This window comes from Achromobacter xylosoxidans (assembly GCF_002192695.1).
Taxonomy (GTDB): Bacteria; Pseudomonadota; Gammaproteobacteria; order Burkholderiales; family Burkholderiaceae_B; genus Achromobacter; species Achromobacter xylosoxidans_C.
Genome location: NZ_MTLG01000053.1, coordinates 49,589 through 75,452, shown reverse-complemented (window position 1 = coordinate 75,452; position 25,864 = coordinate 49,589). Strand labels below are relative to the sequence as shown.

Sequence of the window (25,864 nt, the reverse complement as noted above, 5' to 3'; positions counted from 1 at the left end):
CATGCGCTCGGGGCTGGTCAGCTTTGCTCGCCGCCCTTGCCCAGGCCCAGATAGCTTTCGATGACCTTGGGGTCGCCGGCCAGCTCGCGCGCCGGGCCGTGCAGGATGACCTCGCCGGTTTCCAGCACGTAGCCGTAATCGGCCACTTGCAACGCCGCGCGCGCGTTCTGTTCCACCAGCAGGATCGCCACGCCGGTTTCGCGCAGGCGCGCGATGATGTGGAAGATCTCGCGCACGATGCGCGGCGCCAGGCCCAGGCTGGGCTCATCGAGCATCAGCAGGTTGGGCTTGGCCATCAGCGCGCGGCCGACGGCCAGCATCTGGCGTTCGCCGCCCGACAGCGTGCCGGCCTGCTGGGCACGGCGCTCGCGCAGCCGCGGAAACAGGTCGAACACTTCGTTCAGCGTGTCGCGCCAGCCGCTTTCGCGGGCGCGGTAGCGGCGGAAACCGCCCAGCAGCAGGTTGTCTTCCACCGACATGGTGCCGAACAGTTCACGGCGCTCGGGCACCAGCGACATGCCGGCCGCGACGCGGCGTTCGACCTGCCAGCCCGATACGTCGGTGCCGGCGTACTGCACGGTGCCGGCCGCGTGGCCGGTCTGCGGCAGCGAGCCCATCATGGCGTTCAGCATGGTGGACTTGCCGGCGCCGTTGGCGCCGATCACCGTGACGATGCTGCCTGCGGGCACGGTGAGCGAGGCGCCCACCAGCGCGCCCACCTTGCCGTAGCGGGCGGACAGGTTGCTGACTTCGAGTACGGGAGCGCTCATCACACGCCTCCTGCCGACACGGGCTTGGCCTGGTCCGCTTCGGGCAGGTCGTCATCGATGCCGCCCAGGTAGGCTTCCAGCACCGCCGGGTTCTTTTGCACGTCGGCCGGCACGCCTTCCGCCAGCTTGGTGCCGAAATCCATCACCACGAGGTGGTTGGTCAGACGCATCACAAAATCCATATCGTGTTCGACGAGCAGAATGCTCATGCCCTCGGCGCGCAACTGTTCCAGCACGCGCGCCAGGTCCTGCTTTTCCTTGTAGCGCAGGCCCGCGGCGGGTTCGTCCAGCAGCAGCAGCACCGGGTCGGCGGCCAGGGCACGCGCGATTTCCAGGATGCGTTGCTGGCCCAGCGCCAGGTTGCCGGCCTGCTCGTATAGGTACTCGCCCAGGCCGACGCGCTTGATCTGTTCGGCGGCCTCGTGCAGCAACTGCGCCTCGCGGGCGCGGTCCGAATGCAAGGCGCCGGCCAGCACGCCAACGTCCGAGCGCAGGTGCGCGCCCAGCGCCACGTTCTCCAGCACCGTCATGCCCGGCAGCAACTGCACGTGCTGGAAGGTGCGGCCCACGCCCAGCTTGGCGATCTCGCGCGCCGAACGGCTGTCGATGCGCTGGCCCATGAAGGTGACCTGGCCGCGCGTCACCGGCAGCACGCCGCTGATCAGGTTGAAAGTCGTGCTCTTGCCGGCGCCGTTCGGGCCGATCAAGCCCATGATCTCGCCGGAAGCGACCTTGAAGGAGATGTCGTTGACCGCGACCAGGCCGCCGAACTCCTTGCGGATGGCGTCGACTTCGAGCACCACCTGGCCGGCTTGCGGGCGTGCGCGCGTCGGCAGGGCCGGCGCAGCCGCGGGCGGAGCCATGTTGCGGCGCGAACCGTCGGCGCCGGTGATGCTGCCCCACCAGCCCGCCAGGATCGGCCACAGGCCGTTGCGGGCATATTGCAGCATCAGGATCAGCAGCACGCCGAAGACGATCATCTCGAAGTTGGCGTTGGTGTCCAGCAGCTTGGGCAGGAGGTTCTGCAGCTGGTCCTTCAGCACCAGGATGACGCCGGAGCCCAGCAAGGCGCCCCAGACGTAGCCGGCGCCGCCGACCACCGCCATGAACAGGTACTCGATGCCGTAGTTGATGCCGAAGGGGCTGGGGCTGACGGCGCGCTGCATGTGCGCGTAGAGCCAACCCGAGACGCAGGCCAGCAGCGCCGCCCAGACGAAGATCACGACCTTGTAGGCGGCGGTGTTCACGCCCATGGACTCGGCCATGCCGGCGCCGCTCTTGAGCGCGCGGATGGCGCGGCCCGGACGCGAGTTCAGCAGGTTGCGGGTGGCCCACAGCGCCAGCAGCACGAACACCCAGATCAGGTAATAGATGTGGCGGCCGCTGGCCAGCGACATGCCGAAGATGCTGATGGGCTCGATGCCGGCGATGCCGTCATGCTTGCCCAGCCAATCGATGTTGCCGAACAGGAAGTACAGCGACAGGCCCCAGGCGATGGTGCCCAAGGGCAGGTAGTGGCCCGACAGGCGCAGGGTGATGGCGCCCAGCAGATAGGCCACGACGGCCGTCAGGATCAGCCCGGCCGGCAGCGCCAGCCAGGGCGAGACATCGTATTGCGTGGTCAGGTAGGCGGTGGTGTAGGCGCCCAGGCCCACGAACGCCGCCTGGCCGAACGAGGTCAGGCCGCCCACGCCGGTCAGCAGCACCAGGCCCAGCACCACCAGGCTGGCCAGCCCGATGTAATTGAGTTGCGTCACCCAGAATTCGGGCGTGACCGACAGCATCGGCAGGCCCGCCAGGACGACGAGGAAGAGGACGAGCAAAATGCGGTTCATGACGTTTATTCCTCTTCGTCCACGTGATGGGTGCTGAACGAACGCCAGACCAGAACCGGGATAATCAAGGTGAAGACAATCACTTCCTTGTAGGCGCTGGCCCAGAAGGACGAGAAGGATTCCAGCACGCCCACCAGCAGCGAGCCGGCGGCAGCCACCGGATAGCTGGCCAGGCCGCCGATGATGGCGCCGACGAAGCCCTTCAGGCCGATCAGGAAGCCGGTGTCGTAGTACACGGTGGTGATGGGCGCGATCAGCATGCCGGACATGGCGCCGATGGCGACCGCCAGCGTGAAGGTCAGGCTGCCGGACATGGTGGTGCTGATGCCGACCAGGCGGGCGCCGCGGCGGTTGACGGCCGTGGCGCGCAGCGCGCGGCCGTACAGCGTCTTGCCGAAGAACAGCCACAGGCCGATGATCAGGATCGCGCAGGTCGCCACCACGAACAGGCTTTGCGCCGACCAGGTCATGAAGCCCAGGTCGACCTGGCCGCTGACGAAGGCCGGGGTGCGCCAGCCTTCAGCGCCGAAGAACACCAGCGCCAGGCCGGTGAGCGCAAAGTGCACGGCCACGGAAACGATCAGCAGCACCAGCACGGTGGCTTCGGCCAGCGGCTGGTAGACGATGCGGTAGACCATGGGACCCATCGGGATCACCAGCAGCAGCGTCAGCAGCATGTTCAGCCACAGCGAATTGCCGGGCGCGGTGTAGGTCACGGTCAGCCAGAGCAGCGCCAGCGGCAGAACCACACAGGTGGCGACGGCCTTGGGCAAGGCGGCGGCGCTGCGGGTGCGCAGCGCGCGCAACAGCTCGAGCGCCAGGCAAACGACGCCCAGCAGCGGCAGGAGATAGGCGGTGCCCGGCACTTTGCCGTCCACCAGCATGGCCAGGGTCAGGGCGCCGAACGCCACGAATTCGCCCTGGGGAATGAAAATGACGCGCGTAACGGCGAATACCAGCACCAGAGCCATGCCCAGGAGGGCATAGATGGCGCCGTTGACGACACCGTCTTGCAGCAGGATCAGCGCAATTGAGGAATCCATCTAACAACCTTATTTATTCTGGTGTTCCGGCCGCACCCGGGACACTGATACGACACACCGGCCGGAAAGGCCGGTGCGAAGCATTGCTGGGGTGCCGCGCGGCGGGCGCCGCCGCGCTTTGCGCACCCTTGGATCGGGCGATCCTGGAGGATTACAGGCCGGGCTGGTAGACCCACTTGCCGCCTTCCACCTTGACCATCACGCGCGAGCGCTCGTCAAAGCCGGCGTGGTCCGTCGGCGACATGTTGAACACGCCTTGCGAAGCGGCCAGGTCCTTCACGCCTTCCAGGGCGTCGCGCATGGCGACGCGGAATTCCGGCGTGCCGGGCTTGGCGCCCGACTTCAGCGCCACGGGCAGCGCGGCCACGACCAGTTGGCCGGCGTCCCACATATGGCCGCCGAACGTGTTGGTCGAACCGGCGCCGTTGGCCTTTTCGTAGGCTTCGACATAGGCCAGGGCCGACTTCTTGACCTGGTTGCTGTCCGGCAGCTGGGCCGCAACCAACAGCGGGCCGGCCGGCAGCAGCATGCCGTCGCAGTCCTTGCCGCACACGCGCAGCACGTCGTTGTTGGCGGCGCCGTGGGTCTGATAGATGGTGCCGCCGTAGTTGCGGGCCTTCAGTTCCTTCTGCGGCAGGGCCGAGGGGGTGCCGGCGCCGGCGATCAGGATGGCGTCGGGCTTGGCGCCGACCAGCTTGAGCACCTGGCCCGTCACGCTGGTGTCGGTGCGGCTGTATTTCTCGATGGCGACGATCTCGATGCCCTTGGCCTTGGCGGCCTTTTGCATCACGTCCAGCCAGCCGTCGCCGTAGGCGTCGGCGAAGCCGATGAAGCCCAGGGTCTTGACCTTGGACTTGGCCATGGCGTCAGCCAGGGCGCCGGCCATGAGAGCGTCGTTCTGCGGGGTCTTGAAGACCCAGCGGCGCTTGTCGTCCACGGGCTCGACGATCTTGGCGCTAGCGGCCACGCTGATCATGGGCACCTTGGCTTCGGCGGCCACGTCGACCATGGCGAGCGAGCCCGGCGTGACCGAGGTGCCGATCAGCACGTCGACCTTGTCGTCGGTGGCCAGCTTGCGCGAGTTCTTGACGGCTTGGGTCGTGTCGGTGGCGTCGTCCAGGACGATCCATTCGATCTTCTGGCCAGCCACTTCCTTGGGCAGCAGAGCCACGGTGTTGCGCTCGGGGATACCCAGCGACGCGGCGGGGCCGGTGCTGGACACGGTCACGCCAACCTTGACCTGGGCGTTCGCCAGTAGCGGCAGGGCCAGGGCAATGGCGGCAGCCGCCGCGGACAAGCCGAAGTGCTTGCGCATATTTTTGTCTCCTGTGGTGGCTCTGTGGCGCCTCGGACGAGGCAGGGCGAGCCTAGTTAAAGTTATACAGAAAAAAATATTATAGGGTTAAAACAGTATCAGATGACGATGCGCAACTCCGGTAATTCCCTGACGTGCTACGAAAAACGCAATTCAGCAAACGCATTCGTTAATGGCGAACTTGTACTAGAAAAGCTTGGCGGCCGTCAGTTGGGGGATTCCCTTGGACGGCAACGCTCCTCTCAACGCCCCAACATCGGCCACACGCGCTCCACCCGCGACGCCACCCAGGCGGCAACCACGGCCTTGGCCAAGTCGCCGGGCAGAAACACCGCCACCGCCATCGCAGCCTTGGCCAAACCCATTTTCGTCACGGCGGCCAGCCAGGGCACGCCGCAGGCGTAGACCACCGCAATGCCGCCGACCACGCATGCCGCCAGATAGCCGGCAAATTTCGCCCAGCCCCCTGTTGCACGGCCGGCAAGGCTGCGCGCCAGCCAGCCCGTCACGAGGGCGCCCGCCACCAGGCCGACGAGAAAGCCGCCGGTAGGCCCGAAAAAGGCGCCCAGCCCTCCCCGGCCTCCCGGCAGCACGGGCAGCCCGACCGCGGCCAGCGCCAAGTACAGCAGGCAGGCCAGCGCGCCGCGGACGGGTCCGAGCATCGCGCCCGCCAGCATGGCGCCCAAGGTCTGCAGCGTGACCGGCACCGGAATGGCGGGCAGCGGAATCGGCGGGATCAGGCTCAGGACGACGATCAGCGCCGCGAACAGCGCAATCAGAACGGTATTACTGGATTTCACGGTTTTCCCCTTTGGGAGATGGAACTGGGCGCGCGGCCCTCAGTGGCTGCGCGCGTCTATCGCTTCGGATACTTCCTGCGCTCTTTTCAGCGTCAACACGATCAGGGGCACGATCAGCGCGACCGGATTGGCGCCCAGGCCGCGGGCCGCCTGCGCTTCGCGGATTTCCTGGAAGTTGCGCCAGATTTCAGGCACGAAACGCAGGGTCAGCGCCAAGGCCAGCGCGACCTTGCCGGCGTCCACCAGCCGCATGCGTTCAAGCGGCATCAGCGCCTTTTCGCAGACGGCGATCAGATCGGACGTGCGGGTGGCCAGCGTCACGGCCAGGGCCAACGCCACCATCGCCCCCACGCGCAGCAGCACGGCCAGCGCCTCCATCCCACCCTGGAACCAGGCGGTGAACAAGCCGATGGCCAGCAGCACCCAGGCCAGTCCCTTTACCTGGCGCCAGACCGTGGCCGCGGCCACGCCCGTGGACCAGACCAGGGCGGCGGCGGCCAGGAAGGCCGGCGCCAGCCAGCGCGGATCGTGCAACAGGAACAGCCCCGCGCCCGCCGCCATCAGCACCAGCAGCTTCAGCCAGGCGGGCAGGCGATGCAGCCAGGTGTCGCCCGCGACGTACAGTGGCTCCATCATGCGCAGTGCTCCCGGTACCAGCGCAGCGCGGCGGCCGGCTGGTCGTCGGCCGCGACATTGCCGTCGCGCACCACCACCACCCGGTCGAAATCCTCCAGTAGCTCCAGGTCATGGCTGACGACGATGGCGTCATGGGGCAGGCCCGCGATGGCGTCGCGCACGCGATTGCGGTTGCGCAGGTCCAGCTGGGTGGTGGGTTCGTCGAACACGATCAGCGCCGGCTCCATCACCAGCACCGCCGCCAGCGCCACCAGTTGGCGTTCGCCGCCGGACAGCGTGTGGCTGGTCCGGTCCGCCAGGTGGCCCACGCCCAGGCGGCCCAATTGCGCGTCGATGCGAGCTTCGCGCTGTTGGCGGTCCGGGGCCAGATGCTTCAGGCCGAACGCCAGGTCCTCGCGGACGATGGGGAAGACGATCTGGTTTTCAGGGTTCTGGAAGACGAAACCGACCTGGCGGCGCACGGCCTTCAGGTCGCGCCGGGTATCCAGCCCGCCCACCCGCACGCTGCCGGCGGAAGGCAGGACCAGCCCGTTGACCAGGCGCGCCAGCGTGCTCTTGCCGGCGCCATTGGGGCCGACGATGCCGATGCGGCGCTCGGCCAGCGTCAGGCTCACCCCATTCAGCACTTGCGCCTGGGGCGTGGAAACAACCGCCTGGTCAAACTCGATTAACATGGGGCGGGATTATGCCCGAACCATTTCGGGCATCGGGACTCCAAGAGCTCATATGGACAAAGTACGAAAATCCGACGCCGAATGGCGTGCCCAGCTTTCCCCCGAAGAATACGTCGTCACCCGCGAAAAGGGTACCGAACGCGCGTTCACCGGGCGTTACTGGAATACGTTCACCCATGGCATCTACCGCTGCGTGGGCTGTGGCACGGCACTGTTCGCTTCCGACACCAAATTCGACGCCGGCTGCGGCTGGCCCAGCTACTTCCAGCCGCTGGATCCCGAACTGGTGCGCGAAGAGCGCGACACCACCCACGGCATGGTCCGCACCGAAGTGCTGTGCAACGTCTGCGACTCGCATCTGGGACACGTCTTCCCCGACGGCCCCGAGCCCACCGGACTGCGTTACTGCATCAATTCCCTGTCGATGACGTTTGAACCCATAGAAGACTGAATGAAGAAGTTCCTGTTCGACCTGTTTCCGCTGTTCCTTTTCTTCATTGCGTATCGGTACACGGATATTTTCATCGCCACGGGCGTCGCCATGGCGGCGGCCGTGCTGCAGATCGTCTGGCTGAAGGCCACGGGCCGCGCCACCGAGGCCATGCACTGGATCAACCTGACCGTCATCCTGGTGTTCGGCGGCGCCACGATCTGGCTGCACAGCGATGTCTTCATCAAGTGGAAGCCCACGGTGCTGTACTGGCTGTTCGGCGGCGCGCTGGTCTTTGCGCGCCTGTTCTTCGGCCGCAACCTGATCCGCCGCCTGATGGAAAAGCAGATCCAGTTGCCCGACGCCGCCTGGGAACGGCTGAACCTGGTCTGGGCCGGCTTCTTCCTGATCGCGGGCGCGCTCAACCTGTACGTGGCGTTTTCCGGCCACTTCACCGAATCGCAGTGGGTCAGCTTCAAGGCCTTCGGCCTGATGGGCCTGATGGTGGTCTTCGTGATCGGCCAGTCGATCTGGCTGGGCAAGCACATCCAGACGGAGGATCAGGCCCCTTCCTCCGACACCCCGCCCCGCCAGCCCTGAACCCTTTCCGAATCCGCGGCCGGCGTGCCGCGCCGGAACCAAACCCCTACCCAAATGTCAGACACCACCGACCGCATTTCCCTGATCCGGGAGCGGCTAGCCGTCCTGGAGCCCGTCAGCCTGGACATCCTGGACGACTCGCATTTGCATGCCGGCCACGAAGGCAGTAAAAACGGCGCCGGCCACTATCGCGTGATCATCGTAGCGCCTTGCTTTGCGGGGCTCTCGGCCGTTGCGCGGCATAGGCTGGTGTATCATCATTTGCAAGATTTGATCCCTTATCCGATTCATGCGCTTGCGCTAGATGCCCAGGCTCCCAAATAGAAAGTAAAAGGATATTCATGAAACGCATCGTCATGCTGGCTGCGGCCTGCGTCATCGCCGTGCCTGCTTTTGCGCAGAACGTGGCTACCGTCAACGGCAAAGCCATCCCGCAGAAGAGCCTGGATCAATTCGTCAAGCTGCTGGTCAGCCAGGGCGCCACCGATTCGCCGCAACTGCGCGAACAGGTCAAGCAGGAAATGATCAACCGCCAGATCTTCGTGCAAGCCGCCGAAGCCAGTGGCATCGCCAAGCAGGCCGACGTCCAGACCGAAGTCGAACTGGCCCGCCAAGGCATCCTGGTCCGCGCCCTGATGGCCGACTACCTGGCCAAGCACCCGGTGTCCGACGCCAAGGTCACGGCCGAGTACGAGAAGATCAAGAAGGAACAAGCCGGCAAGATGGAATACAAGGTCCGCCACATCCTCGTCGAAGACGAGAAGACGGCGAACGACCTGCTGGCCCAGATCAAGAGCAACAAGAGCAAGTTCAACGACCTGGCCAAGAAGAACTCCAAGGACCCCGGCAGCGCCGAAAAGGGTGGCGATCTGGGTTGGGCTCCCCCGACCAACTACGTCCAGCCGTTTGCACAGGCCGTGACGCAGCTGAAGAAGGGCGAACTAGTCGACAAGCCGGTGCAGACCCAGTTCGGCTGGCACATCATCATGGTCGACGACACCCGTCCGGTGGAATTCCCGCCGCTCGACCAGGTGCGCCCGCAACTGGAAGAAATGCTGCGCCAGCAAACCCTGGCCGACTACCAGAAGGAACTGCGCGAAAAGGCCAAGATCCAGTAAACCTTGCCGCACAGATGAAAAATGCCCGCGCAAGCGGGCATTTTTTTCGCCTGGATTTTTCGGCGCCGGGGTCGCGCCCCCTTAAGCCAGCGCCTGCCGCAGATGGGCGTCCCAGAGCGGGCCTTCCAACAATGGCGACAGATGGCCGTAGCGCCCGGCCACGCGGGTCTGGACGACGTGGGCGGGGTACGGGATCCGCGCCCCCGCGCCCGGATCGTCGGGCGCAAAGAGCTCGTCCGATACGCAACGCAGCCAGCGCACGGGCGTGGCGGTTTCCAGCAGCGCGTCGCGCGCGTCGTAGCGGCAGGCGGACGTCCTGAGCGCCGCCATGGACCATGGTGAAAAGCGCGCCGCCCAGGCCTGGGCCTCGGTCCTCAAGCGCAGCTCCACGGCGGATTCGCCGGTGTCGGCCAGCCATTGAGCATAGCCATAGCGGCGCAAGGTCGCGCAGCGCAGCTCGACCCAATCGCTCCAGGCATCCGCATCGCCCGCATCGAGAGCGGCAGCGATCCGGCGCAAGCGCTGCGCATCCGCCATGCTGCCGCCGCCGCGCGGCGCCGAGGCCAGCGCCACCACCCGCCCGACGGGCAAGGGCGCGGCCGCCGCCCACTGGAAGGCCTGGTAGCCGCCATAGGAATAGCCCACCACCGCATCCAGACGCTCGACCCCTATCCCGCGCAGCCATTCCCCCTGCAGGCGCACGCCATCGGCGATCGAAAAGTCGGGAAACGCGCTGGCCGCGGCCCCGGCCGGCGCGCTGCTGCCGAAGCAGGAACCCAGCGCGTTGGGCGCCAGCACGCAGGTATCGCGCGTGTCCAGCGCCGCCCCCGGTCCCAGCCACGGACTGGCCCAGCCGGCGTCGAGATGGACTTCCCCCTCGTCCGGCTGCAAGGCCTGGTGGCTGCCGGATATGCCGTGCAGCAGCAACACCACGGCGCGCGCGCGATGCGGCGGCGGGCCATGGCGGGCCCAGGCGAGCCGGGCCGGCGCCAGCGCGCCGCCGCCGTCCAGCGGCAAGGATGCCAGCTGCGTCACGCCGCAGGCGAGCTCCGTGGGCGGATGGGCGGCCATCGGCGACTCCTAGACCGGGCGCTCGCCCATGACCGTGGTGCGATAGATCGTGCGCCGCATGCTGGCCGGCAGTTCGCGGGTGGTGGCCTTGTGCATCACGCAGCGGTTGTCCCACATGACCACGTCGCCCGGCTCCCATTGCAGCGCGTACTGGTACTGCTCCTGCGTGCAATGCGTAAACAGGCGCTCCAGCAACTCCTGGCTGTCCGCCTCGCCCCAGCCGGACACCTCGGCCGTCATGCCGGGATGCACGTACAGCGCCTTGCGGCCCGTCTCGGGATGGGTGCGCACGATGGGGTGTTCCACGTCAGGCGTGCCGGCCAGCTGGCTGGCATCCATCTGCACCTGGGTGCCCTCGTCGGCCCTGGTGTTCTTGCGCCGGTAGCGGTGCACCGCCCGCAGGCCGGCCAACTGGGATTGGACCGCGCCCTCCAGTTCCTCGTAGGCCTGGTACATGTTGATGAACAAGGTGTTGCCGCCTTCCGGCGGAATCAGCTGCGCATTCAGGATGGTGGCCTTGGCCGGACATTCACGGAAGGCAAAATCCGAATGCCAGTACGAACCGCCGTCGGCAATGCCCGCCGGCACGCCGTTCTTGACCTCGTTGGACAGCACGAATATCTCGGGATACTCGGGATGGTTGTACTGGGCCAGCACGTGGATATCCAGCTCGCCCAGGCGGCGGCTGAAGCGCAGTTGGCCCTCGGGCGAGAGGCGCTGGTTCTTGAAGACCAGCAGTTGGTGGCGCAGGAACAGCGCATTCACGTCCGCGAAGGCGGCGTCGTCCAGGGTTTCCAGAACCACGCCATGCACGGCCGCGCCGATCAGCGGGCTCAGGGGTATCGCTTTCATCATCAGGCTCCAGCAGAGGTTCAGGGAAGACGGTGCACGCGGGCCTCGGTGCGCACCAGCGGCTCGGCGCCGTGCTCTCCGATCAGCACCGGATACTCCAGCCGCATGCCGCCCACGCCCGGGCGGTACAAGTGCGTGCCCAAGGCCACCACCATGCCGGGCGTCACCACGTCGCGGCTGCGCAGGTTGATGAAGGGCCGGGTGCGCGCGCAGGTGCCCAGGCCGTGGCCGAACAACGGCAGGCCGAACTCGCTCAGACCGTGCTTTTCGAACACGGCAATGCCGCGGCTGGCGCACTCCGCTATCGGCCGGCCGGGCGTCAGGGATGCGAGCATGGTCTGCACGGTCTCTTCCCAGCAGTCGATCAGCTTGCTCTGCGCGGCGTCCGGTTTGCCCAGGAACACCGGCAAGGCGGTGTCCGCCATGTAGAGATCCAGCAAGGGGTGCAGGTCCAGGATCACGAATTCGTTTTGGCGGATCGCGCGATCCGTCGCCTGCTGGGTGACGCCGCGCAGGAATCCCGTGCGCTCGCCCGCGCCGACCTCGGTGCCGCCCGTCACGGCCCAGGACCAGGTGCTGCCGCGCTGCCGGATCGCGCGCTCGATTTCGCCGGCGATCTCGTTCTCGGTCGCGCCCGCCCGCACCGCGTTCATGCCCTGCTCGAAGCCGTAGTCCGAGACTTCCGCCGCATGGCGCAGGCGCTCGATCTCGGCCGCATCCTTGATCAGCATGACGTCGTCGATCACGTCCACGCCATTGGCGAAACGGATGTCCGGCAGGTGGCTGGTCAGGTCGAAGTATTCCGCTGCGGTCAGCATGCCCGGCGCCACCTGCGCGGCCCCCGGATGCGACAGGTCCAGCGCGACCTTGCCCCGCGTCAGCCCGTGATGCTCCAGGCGCTGGCGTATCAGTTGCGGAAAGTCCGAAAACTCGAATTCGTACATCTCCATTTCATGGCCTTCCGCCCGCACCCGGGAAGCGTCCATGGCCCAGTAGATGAATTCGCAATGCCCGTCCGCCGTGACCAGCACGGCGCCGCGCCACGGCATGAAGGCGCCGCTCAGGTAATGCAGCGCGCCCTGGCGGGTGCCCAGGTAGGCGTCAAAGCCGAGTTCGCGCGCGTGCTGGGCGACGCGCTTGCGGCGGGCCTGAAAATCGATGGACTGCATGTGTCTCTCCTTTTTGGGGATTCAGGAAACCGAGGCGCCGGAAGCCTTGACGACGGGCGCCCACTTCTCGGTTTCGTCGGCGGTGAAGCGGGCAAAGTCGTCGGGCTTGCTGGCCACCGGATCGGCGGCCTGCGACACCAATTGCTCGCGCACGCGGGGATCGGCCAGCGCCCGGGCGATTTCCTGCTGCAGGCGTTCGACGATGGGACGCGGCGTGCCGGCGGGCGCGAACACGCCGATCCAGGACGTCATGGCATAGCCCGGCAGGGTTTCGGCCACGGTGGGAATGTCGGGCGCGGCGGGGGAACGCTCAGGCCCGGTCACGGCGATGGCGCGCAGCTTGCCGGCCTTGATCAGGGGCTGGGCGATGACCAGGCTGTCGAAGGCCAGGTCGGCCTGTCCGCCGATCACATCCGTCAGCGCGGGCAGGCTGCCCTTGTAGGGGATGTGCTGCATCTGCACGCCGGCCATTTCGTTGAAGAGCTCGCCGGACATGTGCATGGAAGTGCCGCTGCCGCCCGAGGCGCGGTTGAGCTTGCCCGGATTAGCCTTGGCATAGGCAATCAGGTCCGCCACCGAGTGGATCGGCAGCTTGGGGTTGACCACCACCACCAGCGGATACGACACCACCTGCGTCACCGCCGTGAAGTCCTTCAAGGGCTGGAACGGCATGGACTTGTACAGCGTCTGGTTGATGGCGTTGGTGCCTATCGTGCCCATCAGGATGGTGTAGCCGTCGGGGGCCGCCTTGGCCACGGCGTCCGCGCCGATATTGCCGCCCGCCCCGGGCTTGGCCTCGACGATGACCGACACGCCCATGCTCTGCGTCATGCGTTCGGCCAGCAGCCGGGTGACGATTTCAGTGGGTCCGCCGGCCGCGGCGGGCACCACGAAGCGGATGGGTTTGCTGGGGTAGGCCTCGGCCGCGCTGGCGGCGGAACTGGCCGCCACCCCCGCCGCCAGGGCGCATGCGCCCAAGGCGCGCAATAGTCTCCTGCACATGGCATGTCTCCGTTGTTGCGGGACGTACCGGGCGGGTGCCCTGGCCGACCCATCCAATTAACGAACAATTGTTCGCTAATTGGCATTTTATGGAGATTGCCGCGGATGTCAAACTACAATCGAGCCTTCAACGACAAGACCGCCGATACATGGACACGACATTGCCGGAACCAAAAGAAAGAAAAGAGGAGTTTCTCGACAGCCTGGCCAATGGCCTGCAATTGCTGCAGATCTACGCCACCGGCGTGGCCAGCGTGACCGTGCAGGAAGCCGCGGAACAGTTGGACGTGACGCGCGCCGCATCGCGGCGCATCCTGCTGACGCTGGAAAAGCTGGGCTATGTGCGCCAGGACGGCAGGAATTTCTCGCCCACGCCCAAGGTCATGGACCTGGGATACGCCTACTTCGCTTCGCTCAGCCTGCCCAAGCTGACCCGCGCGACCATGCGCGAAGTCGCGCAGGCCGTGGGCGAAACCTGCTCACTGGGGGTGCTGGACCGGCAGCATGTCGTGTTCCTGGCGCGCGAGGAAGGCCCCAAGCTGCTCAAGCTGGACCTGTCGGTGGGCAGCCGCCTGCCCGCCTACGCCCATTCCCTGGGCCGCACGCTGCTATCGACCCTGGATGACGAGGCGCTCGACGCGTATCTGGAAAGCGCGGACCTGAAGCGCCTGACGCCCTACACGACGGTGTCGCGCAGCGCCCTGCGCAAGCTGATCCGGCAGGTGCGCCAGGACGGCTACTGCATTTCGGTCAGCGAATTGGTGGATGGTTTCGCGGGCGTGGCCGTGCCGCTGTACAACCACGAAGGCCGCGCGGTGGCGGGCCTGAGCGTCAGCATGGTGCTGGGCTCCCGCCAGCCCGACGAATTGAAGCAACAGCATCTGCCGGCCTTGCAGCGCGCTGCAGCCGCCATCCGCGACATGATGCCGCGCAGCACCATCTGATTGACGCTGGCGGCCCGGCGGCCTCAGCCGCCCTGCTCGCCCAGCAAGGCCTTCAGGCCGTCCTCGTCCAGCACCGCCACGCCCAGTTCCTGGGCCTTGGCGAGCTTGCTGCCGGAGTCCTCGCCGGCCACCAGATAGGCCGTCTTCTTGGACACGGAGCCGCTGACCTTGCCGCCCGCCGCCTGGATGCGCATCGAGGCCTCTTCGCGCGTCCAGTTGGGTAGCGTGCCGGTCAAAACGAAAGTCTTGCCGGCCAGCGTGGTCGCTTGCGGCGCCGCCTCGGCCACGGGGTTCACGCCCTGCGACTTCAGCTGTTCGATGACGTCGCGGTTGTGCTGTTCGGCGAAGAAGCGGCGAATCGATGCCGCCACCACCGGCCCCACGTCGGGCACGGAGGACAAGGCTTCCTCGTCGGCGTCCATGATGGCGTCGATGCTGCCGAAATGGCGCGCCACGTCGCGCGCCGTGGTCTCGCCCACGTGGCGGATGCCCAGCGCGTACAACAGGCGGTTCAACCCCGGCTCGCGTGCCTTGTCGATGGCGGCCACCAGGTTGTCGGCGGACTTCTGGCCCATGCGGTCCAGGCCCACCAGCTCCAGCGGGCGCAGGCTGTACAGGTCGGCCAGGGTCTTGACCCGGCCGCTGTCGACCAGTTGATCCACCAGTTTTTCGCCCAGGCCTTCGATGTCCAGCGCCTTGCGGCTGGCGGCGTGCCACAGCGTCTGCTTGCGCTGCGCGCCGCAGAACAGGCCGCCGGTGCAGCGGGCGATGGTCTCGTCTTCCAGGCGTTCGATGGCGGAACCGCAGACCGGACAGGCCGTGGGCATGACGAATTCACGGGCGTCGTCCGGGCGCTTTTCCAGCACCGGGCCCAGGACTTCCGGAATCACGTCGCCCGCGCGGCGCACGATAACCGTGTCGCCGATGCGCACGTCCTTGCGCCGAATCTCGTCTTCGTTATGCAGCGTGGCGTTGGTGACAGTGACGCCGCCCACGAACACCGGCTTCAAGCGCGCCACCGGCGTGATCGCGCCCGTGCGGCCCACCTGAACCTCGATGTCGAGCAAAGTGGTGGTGGCTTCCTCGGCAGCGAACTTGTGCGCCAGCGCGAAGCGCGGCGCGCGCGCCACAAAGCCCAGCACCTTTTGCGCGGGCAGCGAGTCCACCTTGTAGACCACGCCGTCGATGTCGTAGGGCAAGTCGGGGCGCAGCGCGCCGACCTTGGCGTAAAAGGCCATCAGGCCCTCGGCGCCGCGCGCGCGGTGGTTGTGCTTGACGTTGACCGGCAGGCCCAGCGAGGCCAGCCAGTCCAGCATGGCGCCGTGGGATTTCTCGGGCAGCTGCGAGGCCTCGGCCGCGCCAGCCGACGCTTCGGCGAACAAGCCGCCCTGCGAACCCGCCAGGCCCTGGACCTCGCCCCAGCCATAGGCGAAGAAGCGCAACGGCCGCTTGGCGGTAATGCGAGGATCCAGCTGGCGCAGGCTGCCCGCGGCCGCATTGCGCGGATTGACGAAGACTTTTTCGTCGCGCTTGGCCTGGGCCTGGTTCAGTTTCTCGAAGTCGGCGCGGTTCATCAGGACTTCGCCGCGGACTTCCAGCACCTTGGGGAACGCGCCCTTGAGCTGCAGCGGAATCGCCTTGATGGTGCGGATGTTGGAGGTGACGTCTTCGCCCGTCTGGCCGTCGCCGCGCGTGGCGGCCTGCACCAGGCGGCCGTCCTCGTAGCGCAGGCTGATCGCCAGCCCGTCCAGCTTGAGCTCGCAGAAGTAATCGGCTTCCTGCGCCGGACCCAGCAGGCCCGCGCCGCGCAGCGTATCAGTGACGCGGCGGTCGAAGGCCGTCACGTCCTCTTCGTCGAAGGCATTGCCCAGCGACAGCATGGGCACCACGTGGCGCACGCTGCCGAAGGCGGACACAGGCGCCGCGCCCACGCGCTGCGTGGGCGACTCCGGCGTCACCAGTTCCGGGTGTTCGGCCTCCAGGGCCTGCAGTTCGCGCATCAGCCCGTCGTACTCGGCATCCGAGACGGACGGGTCGTCATAGACGTAGTAGCGGACGTTGTGCTGTTCGATTTCGGCGCGCAAGCGCGCTGCGGCTTGCGCCGCGTTTTCACCGCCAGACGCGCCGCTCATTTAGGCAAACACCCTTAGGGCGCGCTCGCTGCCGGCGGGCAGGCCCGCTTGTTCAAGCTGGCCGAACAGCACCTGGAGGCGCTCGTCGATGACCGTTTCCGACCCATCGGCCAGCGGCTTGCCCTGGTCGTCGACCAGATCCGCGCGCAGGCGGGCGGCCAGGTCGCGGCCCACGTCGACCATGCGGCCGAAAGCGCGCTCGTCCGCCGGGCTGCAGGGCACGTCCAGCAGCAGGTACAGGCGTTCGATTCCGCCCATGCCGGCATCGAAGGCCGCGCCGTCGCCGCGCGCCAGCGTGAAGCGGGCCACGCCATTTTCCGCTGGCCAGGCCAGGCGGCTGCCGTCGGAGACGAAACCGAGGTCGCGCGCCACCGCCAGCACTTCGGCGGCGGGCTGGGCCGTGCCCAGCAACAGGGTCAGGCCGACCTGGGTGTCCAGGGCGGCGCAGGTGTCGTCCAGGCGGGCGCCTTGTTCAAGCACGGCCTGCTGGTCCGGGCCTTCGATGGTGGCGTCGAAGCGCTCGGCCATGTCCTGGGCGCGGGCCCAGGCCTGGGACCATTCGATGGCGGTCAGCGGACCGCTGCGGTTGGCCAGCAGCACGGCCAGCTGCATGGACGCATAGGACTCGCCGGCATGGACGCGCGCACGGTGGCGGCGCTGGTCGGTTTCGGCGAACACGCGCATGGGCTTGCGGCCCACGTGGCGCAGGCTTTGCATGTAGGGCAGCAGGTCGGCGCCGCGCACGGCGTCGGCGAAGTTGATCTCGATGACCACTTCGCAGGCGGGATCGGGCTCTTCGGTATCGTCGGCATCGCTGCCGGGATCGACCGGGGCTGGCTGGCCAGGCTGGGCGCGAGGCGCCTCGCCGCCCATGCCGGGCTCGCGGCGCGGGGCTGCGGCGCCGGCTGTCGACGCGGCGCCTGTGGCGGCCCCCGCTCCCAACAGCGGATCCTGCTCGGTCGATGGGAAGTGGGTCTGCATCTTGCGCCGGACACGCCGGTCCTGCCACCAGTTGAATCCCAGCACCAGCAGTATCAGCAATACGCCCAGGGCTATCAGCCCGATCTGCAAATCACTCATGTATAAATCCCGCGCCGAAACCCCGACGCCCTTCTGAATATTGGGTTTATGCCGCTTCGGAGGCCATCATCTGGACGGCCGAGTCTATGTCTACCGCAACGATACGCGAAACCCCTTGCTCTTGCATGGTTACACCGATCAGTTGCTTGGCCATCTGCATCGCGATCTTGTTGTGCGAGATGAAGAGGAACTGGGTCTGCTCGCTCATGTTGGCGACCAGGTTCGCGTAGCGTTCGGTGTTGGCGTCGTCCAGCGGCGCGTCCACCTCGTCCAGCAGGCAGAACGGCGCGGGGTTGAGCTTGAACAGCGCGAACACCAGGGCGGTCGCGGTCAGCGCCTTTTCGCCGCCGGACAGCAGGTGGATGGTGCTGTTGCGCTTGCCCGGAGGCTGCGCCATGACCTGCACGCCGGCGTCGAGGATTTCCTCGCCCGTCATGCTCAGCTTGGCCTCGCCGCCGCCGAACAGCTTGGGGAACAGCTCGCCGAAGTGGCCGTTGACGACGTTGAAGGTTTCTTGCAGCAGCTCGCGCGTCTCGCGGTCGATCTTGCGGATGGCGTCCTCGAGAGTCTCGATGGCGCTCATCAGGTCCTGGTTTTGCGAATCCAGGAAGCCCTTGCGCTCGCGCGAGGTGTTCAGTTCGTCGAGCGCGGCCAGGTTGACCGAGCCCAGCGATTCGATCTGGCGCGAAATACGGCCAACTTCGGACTGCAGCCAACTGGCGCGGCGCCATTCGTCGGGCTGGTTGGCCAGATCCAGGGCCAGCGCCTCGCGGTCGACCTCGCGCGCGTTCAATTGTTCGGTGAACTGCTCTTCGGCCAGGCGGGCGGCCTGTTCCTGCAACTGCAGTTCCATGATGCGGGCGCGCCGCGGCTCCAGCGTCTGCTCCTGCTGCAGGCGGTCTTCGTCCGCGCCACGCAGCAGCGCCGCCAGGTTTTCGAGTTCCTGGCGCGCGCGCGACAGCGCTTCCTCGCGCTCGGCGCGCGCTTCCAGCGCGTCCTGCAGGCCGGCCTGGGACGCCGAGGCGTCCAGGTCGGCCAAGTCCACCAGCAACTGTTCCAGTTCGACGCTGCCGCGCTGGCTCTGGTCGGCGGCCAACTGCTGATTGCGCTGCAGGTCGGTGATGCGGACCTGGATGCCGCGTTCGGCGAATTCGGCTTCCTGGGCGGCGCGTTCCAGTTCACGCAGGCCGGCGCGAGCCGCCTCGGCCTGGGCCGCCAGGGTCTCGCCGTCGATTTCGGCGTCGGCGAAACGGGATTGGTGTTCGGCCAGCTCTTCGTCCAGCGCCTCGAAGCGGGCCTCGGCCTCTTCGCGGGCGGCGCGCAGGTCTTCTTCCTGGACCTTGATCTCTTCGAGGTCCTGGCGCAGGCGCGAGGCGCGTTCGCCGGATTGCTCGGCCTGCTGCTGCAGGCGCGAGTGCTCCAGCTGGATGTCGTGCACCCGGCGGGTGACCTCCGCCACGCGCTGGCGCGCCGGGGCGATGGCCTGGGACACCTGCTGCCAGGCGACTTCGGCGCGGGCGACCGCGGCGCGCGCCTGGTCGGCGATGAGCTGCTGCGCCTTGATCTCGCGTTGCAGGTTCTCGATTTCCTGCTGGCGCGCCAGCAGACCGGCCTGCTCGGAATCCGGCGCGTAGAAGCGCACGCTGTGGGCGTCGACCAGGTGGCCGGCCTTGACCACGCAGGCGCCACCGGCCGGCAGGCTGGCGCGCATGGCCAGCGCCTGGGTCACGTCGGTGGCCGTGTAGATATCGCCCAGCCACTCATTCAGCAGGGTACGCAGGTCCGGATCGGTGATGCGCAGCAGGCTGGCCAGCGGCGTCAGGCCCGCGGGCGCTGCCGGTGCGGGCGCCGCGACCGGCAACTGGTAGAACGCCAGCCGGGCGGGCGGCGCATCCTCGGCGAAGGCGCGGGCCCAATCCAGGTTGCGCACCTCCATGGAGGCCATGCGCTCGCGCAGGGCGGCTTCCAGGGCGGTTTCCCAGCCGGGTTCGATGTGCAGCTTCTGCCACAGACGCGACAGGCCGGCGAGTTCATGCTTGGCCAGCCAGGGTTCCAGCGCGCCCTGCTTCTGCACGTCTTCCTGCAGCTTCACCAGGGCCGACAGGCGGGCCTCCAGGCGCGCCAGGTTCTGCACGTCGGTCTGGGCGGCGGCCTGGGCGCGGCTGCGCTCGGCATCCGCTTCCGGCACGCGGCCTTCCAGGGTGGCGAGCGCTTCCTGGGCTTCCTCGAGCTGGTCCTCGCCAGCGACGCGGTCGCCGGCCAGTTGCTCCAGGCGCACCGGATCGGGGCTGTGCAGTTCGCGCAATTCCTGCTGCAGGCGTTCGCGGCGCTGGTCCAGCGCCTGCATCTGGCGGTCCGCGTCGCGCTGCGACTGGGCCACCAGGGCCAGATTCTGTTCGACGCGGGCCAGTGCGGCGCGCATCTCGTCGCGCCCCGAGGCGGCTTCGCGCACGCGCTGCTCGACGGCCGGCAGCGCGGCCTGGGCGTCCTCGGCCTTGGCGCGCGCCTCTTCGGTGCGGGCGGCGCCGGCGGCCAGGTCTTCCTCGGCCTGGGCGATCTGTTCAGTGCAGTGTTCGCGCTGGGCGGTCCACTCGCCGATCTGCTGCTGCAGCTGGTCGCGGCGCGCCTGCAGGCGGTTGCGGGAATCGACCACGTGGCGGATTTCGGCTTCCAGGCGGCTGACCTGGGCGTTGGCCTCGTACAGCCCGCCCTGGGCGGTGTGCACCGCATCGCTGGCGGCGTAGTGGGCCTGGCGGCGGGATTCCAGCGCGGCCTCGCCCGCCCGCAGGCCGGCGATGGCGGCTTCCAGCTCGTTCTGGGCCTGCGCCATCTCCTGGGCTTTCTTGGCCCGTTCCTCGCGCGCCCCGGTTTCCTTCAGGAACCACAGCGCGTGCTGCTTCTTTTCGCCGTCGGCCTGGAGCTCGCGGTAGCGCGTCGCCACTTCGGCCTGGGCTTCCAGCTTTTCCAGCTGGCTGTTGAGTTCGCGCAGGATGTCTTCGACGCGGGTCAGGTTCTCGCGCGTGTCGGACAGGCGGTTCTCGGTCTCGCGGCGCCGTTCCTTGTAGCGCGACACCCCGGCCGCCTCTTCCAGGAATACCCGCAGTTCTTCGGGGCGCGCCTCGATCAGCCGGTTGATCATGCCCTGGCCGATGATGGCGTAGCCGCGGGCGCCCAGGCCGGTGCCCAGGAAGATGTCGTGGATGTCGCGGCGGCGGACCTGCTGGTTGTTGACGAAGTAGCTGCTGGTGCCGTCACGGGTCAGCACGCGGCGCACCGCGATTTCCGCGTAGGTGCTCCACTGGCCGGCGGCGCGCCCCTCGCTGTTGTCGAACACCATTTCCACCGAGGCCCGCGCCGCGGGCTTGCGGTTGCCTGAGCCGTTGAAAATGACGTCCTGCATGGACTCGCCACGCAGCTCCGAGGCCTTGGCCTCGCCCAGCACCCAGCGCACGGCGTCAATGATGTTCGATTTGCCGCAGCCGTTGGGACCCACCACGCCCACCAGTTGGCTGGGCACGGGAATCACGGTGGGATCGACGAAGGACTTGAAGCCGGCGAGTTTTAGCTGAGTAAGACGCACAATACGATGACGACGGGGTGGGTTGAACGAAAGGCGTTAACGGACCTGCCGCACAGATTGCAAACCGGCCCGTGGAGGGCCGGCTTACACATGGGTCGTATGATACCGCAGGCAGTCTGTCCCCAAACGTCAGCAAGGGTCAAGGCGTGTTGTCCCTGAGCCTTGCCGGCGGTCAATCCGCGGGCAAACGCTCAATGGCCGCCGCCTGGGGTCCGGCTATACTCCCTGACACTTTTTTGCACGACACATAAATTTTCACGCGGACTGGCCGGGGCCAGGCCTGAGAACGGGGACATTCTTGAAACGTGGTTTCTATCTGGTCATGGCCGCGCAGGCCTTCTCGTCATTGGCGGACAACGCGCTGTTCATCGCAGCCATCGCCTTGATACAGGAACTGCATGGGCCGGACTGGATGGCGCCCATGATGAAGTGGTCGTTCGCGCTGGCTTATGTCGTCCTGGCCGCCTTTGTCGGCGCGCTGGCGGACTCCTTCCCCAAGGGCCGCGTGATGTTCTCCACCAACGCGCTGAAGGTGACCGGCTGCATGCTGATGTTCTCGTATGCCAGCATCGGCGTCGCCCCCGAGTACCAGACCTACCTGGTTTGCGCGGCCTACGCCATCGTCGGCATCGGCGCGGCGGCCTACTCCCCCGCCAAATACGGCATCGTCACGGAAATGCTGCCCCCGTCCATGCTGGTCAAGGGCAATAGCTGGATCGAGGGCCTGACCGTCTTCTCCATCATCCTGGGCACCGTGCTGGGCGGCCTGCTGATTACGTCCTCCGTTTCCAACGCCCTGCTCAGCCACTCGTTCATCGGCAAGCTGGTCCACACCCCGGCCGAAGCCGCGATCCTGGTCATCGCCTTCGTGTACCTGCTCGCAGCACTGTGCAACCTGCTGATTCCGCACACCCACGTGCGCTACCCGCCGCAGCAAAAGAACCCGGTGCGGCTGATCCGCACGTTCTGGGGCTATGTCTGTGTGCTGTGGAAAGACAAGCTGGGCCAGATCTCGCTGGCCGTCACCACCCTGTTCTGGGGCGCCGGCGCCACGCTGCAACTGATCGTCATTGAATGGGGCCGCAGCCACCTGGGATACCAGCTGGACAAGGCCTCGATGCTGATGGGCGTGGCCGCGCTGGGCACGGTGGTCGGCTCCATCCTGGCGGGCCGCATTCCGCTGCGCCGCGCCCTGGCCGTGCTGCCGGTCGGCGCCGCCATGGGCCTGGTCGTGCTGCTGATGCCGCTGGTCTACTCGCCCTGGAGCGTCTACCTGCTGCTGCTGATCACGGGCGGCCTGGCCGGCTTCTTCGTGGTGCCGATGAATGCCTTGCTGCAACACCGCGGCCACGTGCTGCTGTCGGCCGGCCATTCCATCGCCGTGCAGAACTTCAACGAACAGCTCAACATTCTGCTGATGGTGGCCATGTACACGCTGCTGCTGTGGCTGCAGCTACCCATCAACATCATCATCGTGATCTTCGGCACCGTGGTCGCCGTGCTGATGGTGGTCTTCATGCGCTGGAGCAAGCGCAATCTGCAGGCCAACCCCGAACTGCACGACCAGATCGGCCAGGAAGGCCATGGACGCGCGCTGGACTCCACGCATTAGGCGTGGCGATTCCACTGCAATGAAAAAAACCGGGCTCATGCCCGGTTTTTCTTTGCCACTAGACTTGCCCAGCCGGGCCTCAGGCCAGCTGCGCCACCGCCAGCCGCAGGTCCTGCCAGGCGCGCGCCTTCTCGCTGGGGCTGCGCAGCAGGTAGGCGGGGTGGTAGCTGACGACCACCGGGATCTCCCGCCCTTCGTCCGTCTTCAACGGGTGGATGCGGCCGCGCAGGCTGCCTATCGTCGCGTCCGTGCCCAGCAGCGTCTGGGCGGCGAAACGGCCCAGCACCAGGATCCGTTCAGGCTTGAGCAGCGCGATCTGGCGCATCAGGTAGGGACTGCAAGCCGCGATTTCCTCGGGCTTGGGATTGCGGTTGCCAGGCGGGCGGCACTTGATGACGTTGGTAATGAACACGTCGCGCTCGCGGCTCATGGACACCGACGACAGCATGGCGTCCAGCAACTGCCCGGAGCGGCCCACGAAGGGCTGCCCTTGCCGGTCCTCTTGCTCGCCCGGCGCCTCGCCCACCACCAGCCAGCGCGTGGGCTGGCCGCCATGGCCGAAGACCGCATTGCGGCGGCCCTTGCACAGGCCGCAGGCAGCGCAGGCCACGACCTGGTCGTGCATTTCTTCCAGCGTCGAATTGCGGATCGCTTCGGCCACCGGCACCGGCGGCGGTGGCGCAGCCTCGGCCTCCGCCTTGGGGACCGGACGCGGCGGCGGGCCGCTGCGGTTCAGGATCGAAGCCGGGATGCCGGGACGGCCGGAAACGGGCTCGGCGGGCTTCACCGCTACGGGGCTCGACGTCTCGCTTGCAGGTTGCGCGGCAACCGGCGCAGCGACCTCGACCGACGGCGGCGCGGGCGGCGCCTCGACCACGGGCGCCTGTACCGAAGCCGGCAAAACCGCCTTCGAAACAATGACTTGCGCCTCGACTGCGGGCCTGCTGGGCGCAGGAGCCGGGCGCAGCCACAGCCGCTCCATGCCGAGTTCGCGCAGCCAGATGCGCTGCAGCGGATTGACGCGGGGCGCGACCGGCGGCGGTGCTACGTTGGGCTGGCTCATGCCGCCGCTCCATCCGCCGCGAAGCGCTTCTGCATGACCAGGGCATCTTCCCTGCCGCCCTTCTCCGCCGGGTAATAGCCCCGGCGCACGCCGATCTGCAGATAGCCGTGCCGCTTGTAGAAACCGATGGCCGACTCGTTGGACGGGCGCACCTCCAGCAGCACGCCCTCCACGCCGCGTTCGCGCGCCTGCTGCTCACACCAGTCGAGCAGCACGCCGCCCAGGCCTTGGCGGTGCAGCGGCTTGGCCACCGCGATCACCAGCAGGTGCGCCACATCGGGCGCGAACATGAGCACGCAGAACCCCGCCAGCTTGCCTTCGCGCCGCAGCACCCAGGCGCCGTAGCCCGCAGCCAGGGCGTCCACGAAATTGCCGCGCGTCCAGGGAAAGGCCTGCACATGGGCCTCCAGCGCCACGACCTCGTCCAGATCGGCGTCGGTCATGGGCTGGGGAGCCGAAACGACCAGCGACTGGGCTTTCGGATTGCCGCCCTCGCCCCGCATGCGCTCGGCGGTGGTGAATGCCACCTTGTCGCGCACATAGAGCGGCGCGGCCAGCTCAGGCGCCACGGCCTCGCCCCGCATCCAGCCCTGCCGCCCCAAACGGGCGACGCTGGCCGCTTCCGGCCGCTGCGCGTCGGCGCGGCGCCATTCTCCGGGGAATTGCATATCGGACGCGTAGGCAACCCAGGCATCGCCGGCCAACACCGGCGCCAGCGGCCGGCCCGCCCGCGCCGACCAGGCCGGCAGGTGGTGGGCGGTCCAGGGCACGACCTCGGCCGCCGCGATCAGCAGCGGCGCCTGCAGGACCTCCCAGGTGATTTCGCCATCCGAAACGGATGCCTGGCGATAGACGGCCAGATAGACCTCGCTCATGCGTGCATCCAGCGCGACCACGATCGCGTCGGCCGGCGTGGCTTCCACCTGTGCGGCGACCGCCTGATGAGAGACAATGGGAAGTACCGGGATGCCCAGGCCCAGGCCCATGCCTTGGGCCACTCCGCAGGCCACCCGCAGGCCGGTGAATCCGCCCGGACCCTGGCCAAAAGCCACCGCGTGCAAGGCGGCTGGCGCCAGTCCGGACGCCGCCAGCAGCTCGTTGGCCATGGGCAAGAGCCGTTCCGCGTGCTCCTGGGAGCCTTCATGTTCCCTGACGCTGACCTCCAGGCGGCCATCGACCGCCCGCAACAGGGCCACGCCGCAACGGGACGAAGAGGTTTCCAAAGCCAGCAGGTTTAGTTCCATAGGTGCAGATTGTACGAAATACTCCGGCTCCGCCCCCGGTTATCAGGGGGATGCCGGGGGGATTTCAACCATGGATCGCAATGTGTAATATCTTGTGAACGCCCACTAGCCGCTGGTTCTTGCCACTGTTACATTTCCGGCCATGAATACGCAAAACACCACCCCCACCCGAAAAATCCTCGTCGTCGACGATGATCCGCGCTTGCGCGATTTGCTGCGTCGGTATTTATCCGAACAGGGATTCAACGTTTTCGTTGCCGAAGACGCCAAAGAGATGGGCAAACTCTGGCAACGCGAGCATTTCGACCTGCTCGTGCTGGATCTGATGCTGCCTGGCGAAGATGGCCTGTCCATCTGTCGCCGGCTGCGCGGTGGTCACGACAACACCCCCATCATCATGCTGACGGCCAAGGCGGAAGAAATCGACCGCATCGTCGGCCTGGAAATGGGCGCGGACGACTACCTGTCCAAGCCGTTCAATCCCCGGGAACTGCTGGCGCGGATCAACGCGATCCTGCGCCGCCGCGGCACCGAGGAACATCCCGGCGCCCCCAGCCAGGAAAACGAATCCATCGCCTTCGGCCCCTACACGCTGAACCTGTCCACCCGCACGCTCACGCGCAACGGCGAACAGGTGCCCATCACCACCGGCGAATTCTCGGTGCTGAAGGTGTTCGCCCGCCACCCCAAGATCCCGCTGTCGCGCGACAAGCTCATGGAACTGGCGCGCGGCCGCGAATACGAAGCCTTCGATCGCAGCCTGGACGTGCAGATCTCGCGCCTGCGCAAGCTGATCGAACCGAATCCGTCCAAGCCCGTATTCATCCAGACCGTCTGGGGTCTCGGATACGTGTTTGTGCCGGACGGTGGTAGCTGACCGGCTCGCCCGCCCCG

23 protein-coding genes are annotated in these 25,864 nt (G+C 67.2%); 7 read left to right on the top strand and 16 right to left on the bottom strand.

Features of this window, described 5'->3' with window-relative positions:
* Positions 1 to 17: 17 nt before the first annotated feature.
* The 7 genes from BRO63_RS06815 to BRO63_RS06785 all read right to left on the bottom strand — a co-directional run bounded on the left by BRO63_RS06815 (position 18) and on the right by BRO63_RS06785 (position 7,073).
* Positions 18 to 770 carry an ABC transporter ATP-binding protein gene (locus BRO63_RS06815; protein WP_054450551.1) on the bottom strand — a complete coding sequence of 251 codons (753 nt, stop codon included), beginning with the start codon at positions 768 to 770 and terminating at the stop codon, positions 18 to 20.
* A complete protein-coding gene (locus BRO63_RS06810; RefSeq protein WP_088139011.1) occupies positions 770 to 2,605 on the bottom strand; it encodes a branched-chain amino acid ABC transporter ATP-binding protein/permease in 1,836 nt (611 codons plus the stop codon). The genes BRO63_RS06815 and BRO63_RS06810 overlap by 1 nt, the downstream gene beginning before the upstream one ends.
* Positions 2,606 to 2,610: 5 nt before the next feature.
* On the bottom strand, positions 2,611 to 3,648 hold the full coding sequence (locus BRO63_RS06805) for a branched-chain amino acid ABC transporter permease (protein WP_088139010.1): 1,038 nt from the start codon (positions 3,646 to 3,648) through the stop codon (positions 2,611 to 2,613).
* A gap of 151 nt (positions 3,649 to 3,799) precedes the next feature.
* A complete protein-coding gene (locus BRO63_RS06800) occupies positions 3,800 to 4,963 on the bottom strand; it encodes an ABC transporter substrate-binding protein (RefSeq protein WP_088139009.1) in 1,164 nt (387 codons plus the stop codon).
* A 242-nt stretch (positions 4,964 to 5,205) separates the two neighbouring features.
* Positions 5,206 to 5,763, bottom strand: coding sequence for a biotin transporter BioY (locus tag BRO63_RS06795; protein WP_088139008.1), 558 nt, complete (start codon positions 5,761 to 5,763; stop codon positions 5,206 to 5,208).
* 39 nt (positions 5,764 to 5,802) lie between these two features.
* Complete coding sequence (locus BRO63_RS06790; protein WP_088139007.1) at positions 5,803 to 6,399, bottom strand: energy-coupling factor transporter transmembrane component T family protein; 597 nt, start codon at positions 6,397 to 6,399, stop codon at positions 5,803 to 5,805.
* Entirely contained in the window at positions 6,396 to 7,073 is a 678-nt protein-coding gene (locus BRO63_RS06785; RefSeq protein ID WP_088139006.1) for an energy-coupling factor ABC transporter ATP-binding protein, read from the bottom strand. The genes BRO63_RS06790 and BRO63_RS06785 overlap by 4 nt, the downstream gene beginning before the upstream one ends.
* Positions 7,074 to 7,125: 52 nt before the next feature.
* Between BRO63_RS06785 and msrB the strand changes: the two genes are divergently transcribed.
* From msrB to BRO63_RS06765, 4 genes are read left to right on the top strand one after another with little or no spacing between them, the layout of a single operon-like run.
* A complete protein-coding gene (msrB, locus tag BRO63_RS06780; protein WP_088139005.1) occupies positions 7,126 to 7,524 on the top strand; it encodes a peptide-methionine (R)-S-oxide reductase MsrB in 399 nt (132 codons plus the stop codon).
* Positions 7,525 to 8,103, top strand: a complete 579-nt coding sequence (locus BRO63_RS06775; protein WP_088139004.1) for a septation protein A — start codon at positions 7,525 to 7,527, stop codon at positions 8,101 to 8,103.
* Positions 8,104 to 8,157: 54 nt separating this feature from the next.
* Positions 8,158 to 8,427 (top strand): BolA family protein, encoded by a 270-nt coding sequence (locus BRO63_RS06770; protein ID WP_013392175.1) that lies wholly within the window; start codon positions 8,158 to 8,160, stop codon positions 8,425 to 8,427.
* A 17-nt stretch (positions 8,428 to 8,444) separates the two neighbouring features.
* Entirely contained in the window at positions 8,445 to 9,221 is a 777-nt protein-coding gene (locus BRO63_RS06765; RefSeq protein WP_013392174.1) for a peptidylprolyl isomerase, read from the top strand.
* Positions 9,222 to 9,302: 81 nt separating this feature from the next.
* Here the strand turns inward: BRO63_RS06765 and BRO63_RS06760 are convergent, their stop codons facing one another.
* Genes BRO63_RS06760 through BRO63_RS06745 form a run of 4 tightly spaced genes read right to left on the bottom strand, consistent with a single transcriptional unit; the run spans position 9,303 to position 13,315 of the window.
* Positions 9,303 to 10,292 carry an alpha/beta fold hydrolase gene (locus BRO63_RS06760; protein ID WP_088139003.1) on the bottom strand — a complete coding sequence of 330 codons (990 nt, stop codon included), beginning with the start codon at positions 10,290 to 10,292 and terminating at the stop codon, positions 9,303 to 9,305.
* Positions 10,293 to 10,301: 9 nt separating this feature from the next.
* Positions 10,302 to 11,144, bottom strand: a complete 843-nt coding sequence (locus BRO63_RS06755) for a TauD/TfdA dioxygenase family protein (RefSeq protein ID WP_256943254.1) — start codon at positions 11,142 to 11,144, stop codon at positions 10,302 to 10,304.
* 20 nt (positions 11,145 to 11,164) lie between these two features.
* A complete protein-coding gene (locus BRO63_RS06750) occupies positions 11,165 to 12,313 on the bottom strand; it encodes a M24 family metallopeptidase (protein WP_088139001.1) in 1,149 nt (382 codons plus the stop codon).
* A 21-nt stretch (positions 12,314 to 12,334) separates the two neighbouring features.
* Complete coding sequence (locus tag BRO63_RS06745) at positions 12,335 to 13,315, bottom strand: tripartite tricarboxylate transporter substrate binding protein (RefSeq protein ID WP_088139000.1); 981 nt, start codon at positions 13,313 to 13,315, stop codon at positions 12,335 to 12,337.
* 149 nt (positions 13,316 to 13,464) lie between these two features.
* On the opposite strand from BRO63_RS06745, the gene BRO63_RS06740 reads away from it, so the two are divergent.
* The gene (locus tag BRO63_RS06740; protein WP_088138999.1) at positions 13,465 to 14,259 is read left to right on the top strand and encodes an IclR family transcriptional regulator domain-containing protein; all 795 of its coding nucleotides are present in this window, start codon (positions 13,465 to 13,467) and stop codon (positions 14,257 to 14,259) included.
* Positions 14,260 to 14,282: 23 nt separating this feature from the next.
* Here the strand turns inward: BRO63_RS06740 and ligA are convergent, their stop codons facing one another.
* Genes ligA through smc form a run of 3 tightly spaced genes read right to left on the bottom strand, consistent with a single transcriptional unit; the run spans position 14,283 to position 21,051 of the window.
* Positions 14,283 to 16,391 carry an NAD-dependent DNA ligase LigA gene (gene ligA / locus BRO63_RS06735; protein ID WP_088138998.1) on the bottom strand — a complete coding sequence of 703 codons (2,109 nt, stop codon included), beginning with the start codon at positions 16,389 to 16,391 and terminating at the stop codon, positions 14,283 to 14,285.
* Positions 16,392 to 17,471: a cell division protein ZipA C-terminal FtsZ-binding domain-containing protein gene (locus tag BRO63_RS06730; protein WP_088138997.1), complete on the bottom strand. Its 1,080-nt coding sequence runs from the start codon at positions 17,469 to 17,471 to the stop codon at positions 16,392 to 16,394. It lies immediately after the preceding gene.
* Positions 17,472 to 17,517: 46 nt separating this feature from the next.
* Positions 17,518 to 21,051 carry a chromosome segregation protein SMC gene (smc, locus tag BRO63_RS06725; protein ID WP_088138996.1) on the bottom strand — a complete coding sequence of 1,178 codons (3,534 nt, stop codon included), beginning with the start codon at positions 21,049 to 21,051 and terminating at the stop codon, positions 17,518 to 17,520.
* A gap of 298 nt (positions 21,052 to 21,349) precedes the next feature.
* On the opposite strand from smc, the gene lplT reads away from it, so the two are divergent.
* The gene (gene lplT / locus BRO63_RS06720; RefSeq protein WP_088138995.1) at positions 21,350 to 22,663 is read left to right on the top strand and encodes a lysophospholipid transporter LplT; all 1,314 of its coding nucleotides are present in this window, start codon (positions 21,350 to 21,352) and stop codon (positions 22,661 to 22,663) included.
* 79 nt (positions 22,664 to 22,742) lie between these two features.
* On the opposite strand, the gene BRO63_RS06715 is transcribed toward lplT, so the two are convergent.
* Positions 22,743 to 23,726, bottom strand: a complete 984-nt coding sequence (locus BRO63_RS06715; RefSeq protein ID WP_088138994.1) for a uracil-DNA glycosylase — start codon at positions 23,724 to 23,726, stop codon at positions 22,743 to 22,745.
* Entirely contained in the window at positions 23,723 to 24,970 is a 1,248-nt protein-coding gene (gene tsaB / locus BRO63_RS06710) for a tRNA (adenosine(37)-N6)-threonylcarbamoyltransferase complex dimerization subunit type 1 TsaB (RefSeq protein ID WP_088138993.1), read from the bottom strand. Before tsaB ends, BRO63_RS06715 begins: the two co-directional genes overlap by 4 nt.
* Positions 24,971 to 25,112: 142 nt before the next feature.
* Here tsaB and risA point away from each other — a divergent pair, with 142 nt between their 5' ends.
* Complete coding sequence (risA, locus tag BRO63_RS06705) at positions 25,113 to 25,847, top strand: response regulator transcription factor RisA (protein ID WP_013392162.1); 735 nt, start codon at positions 25,113 to 25,115, stop codon at positions 25,845 to 25,847.
* The last annotated feature ends 17 nt before the right edge of the window (positions 25,848 to 25,864 follow it).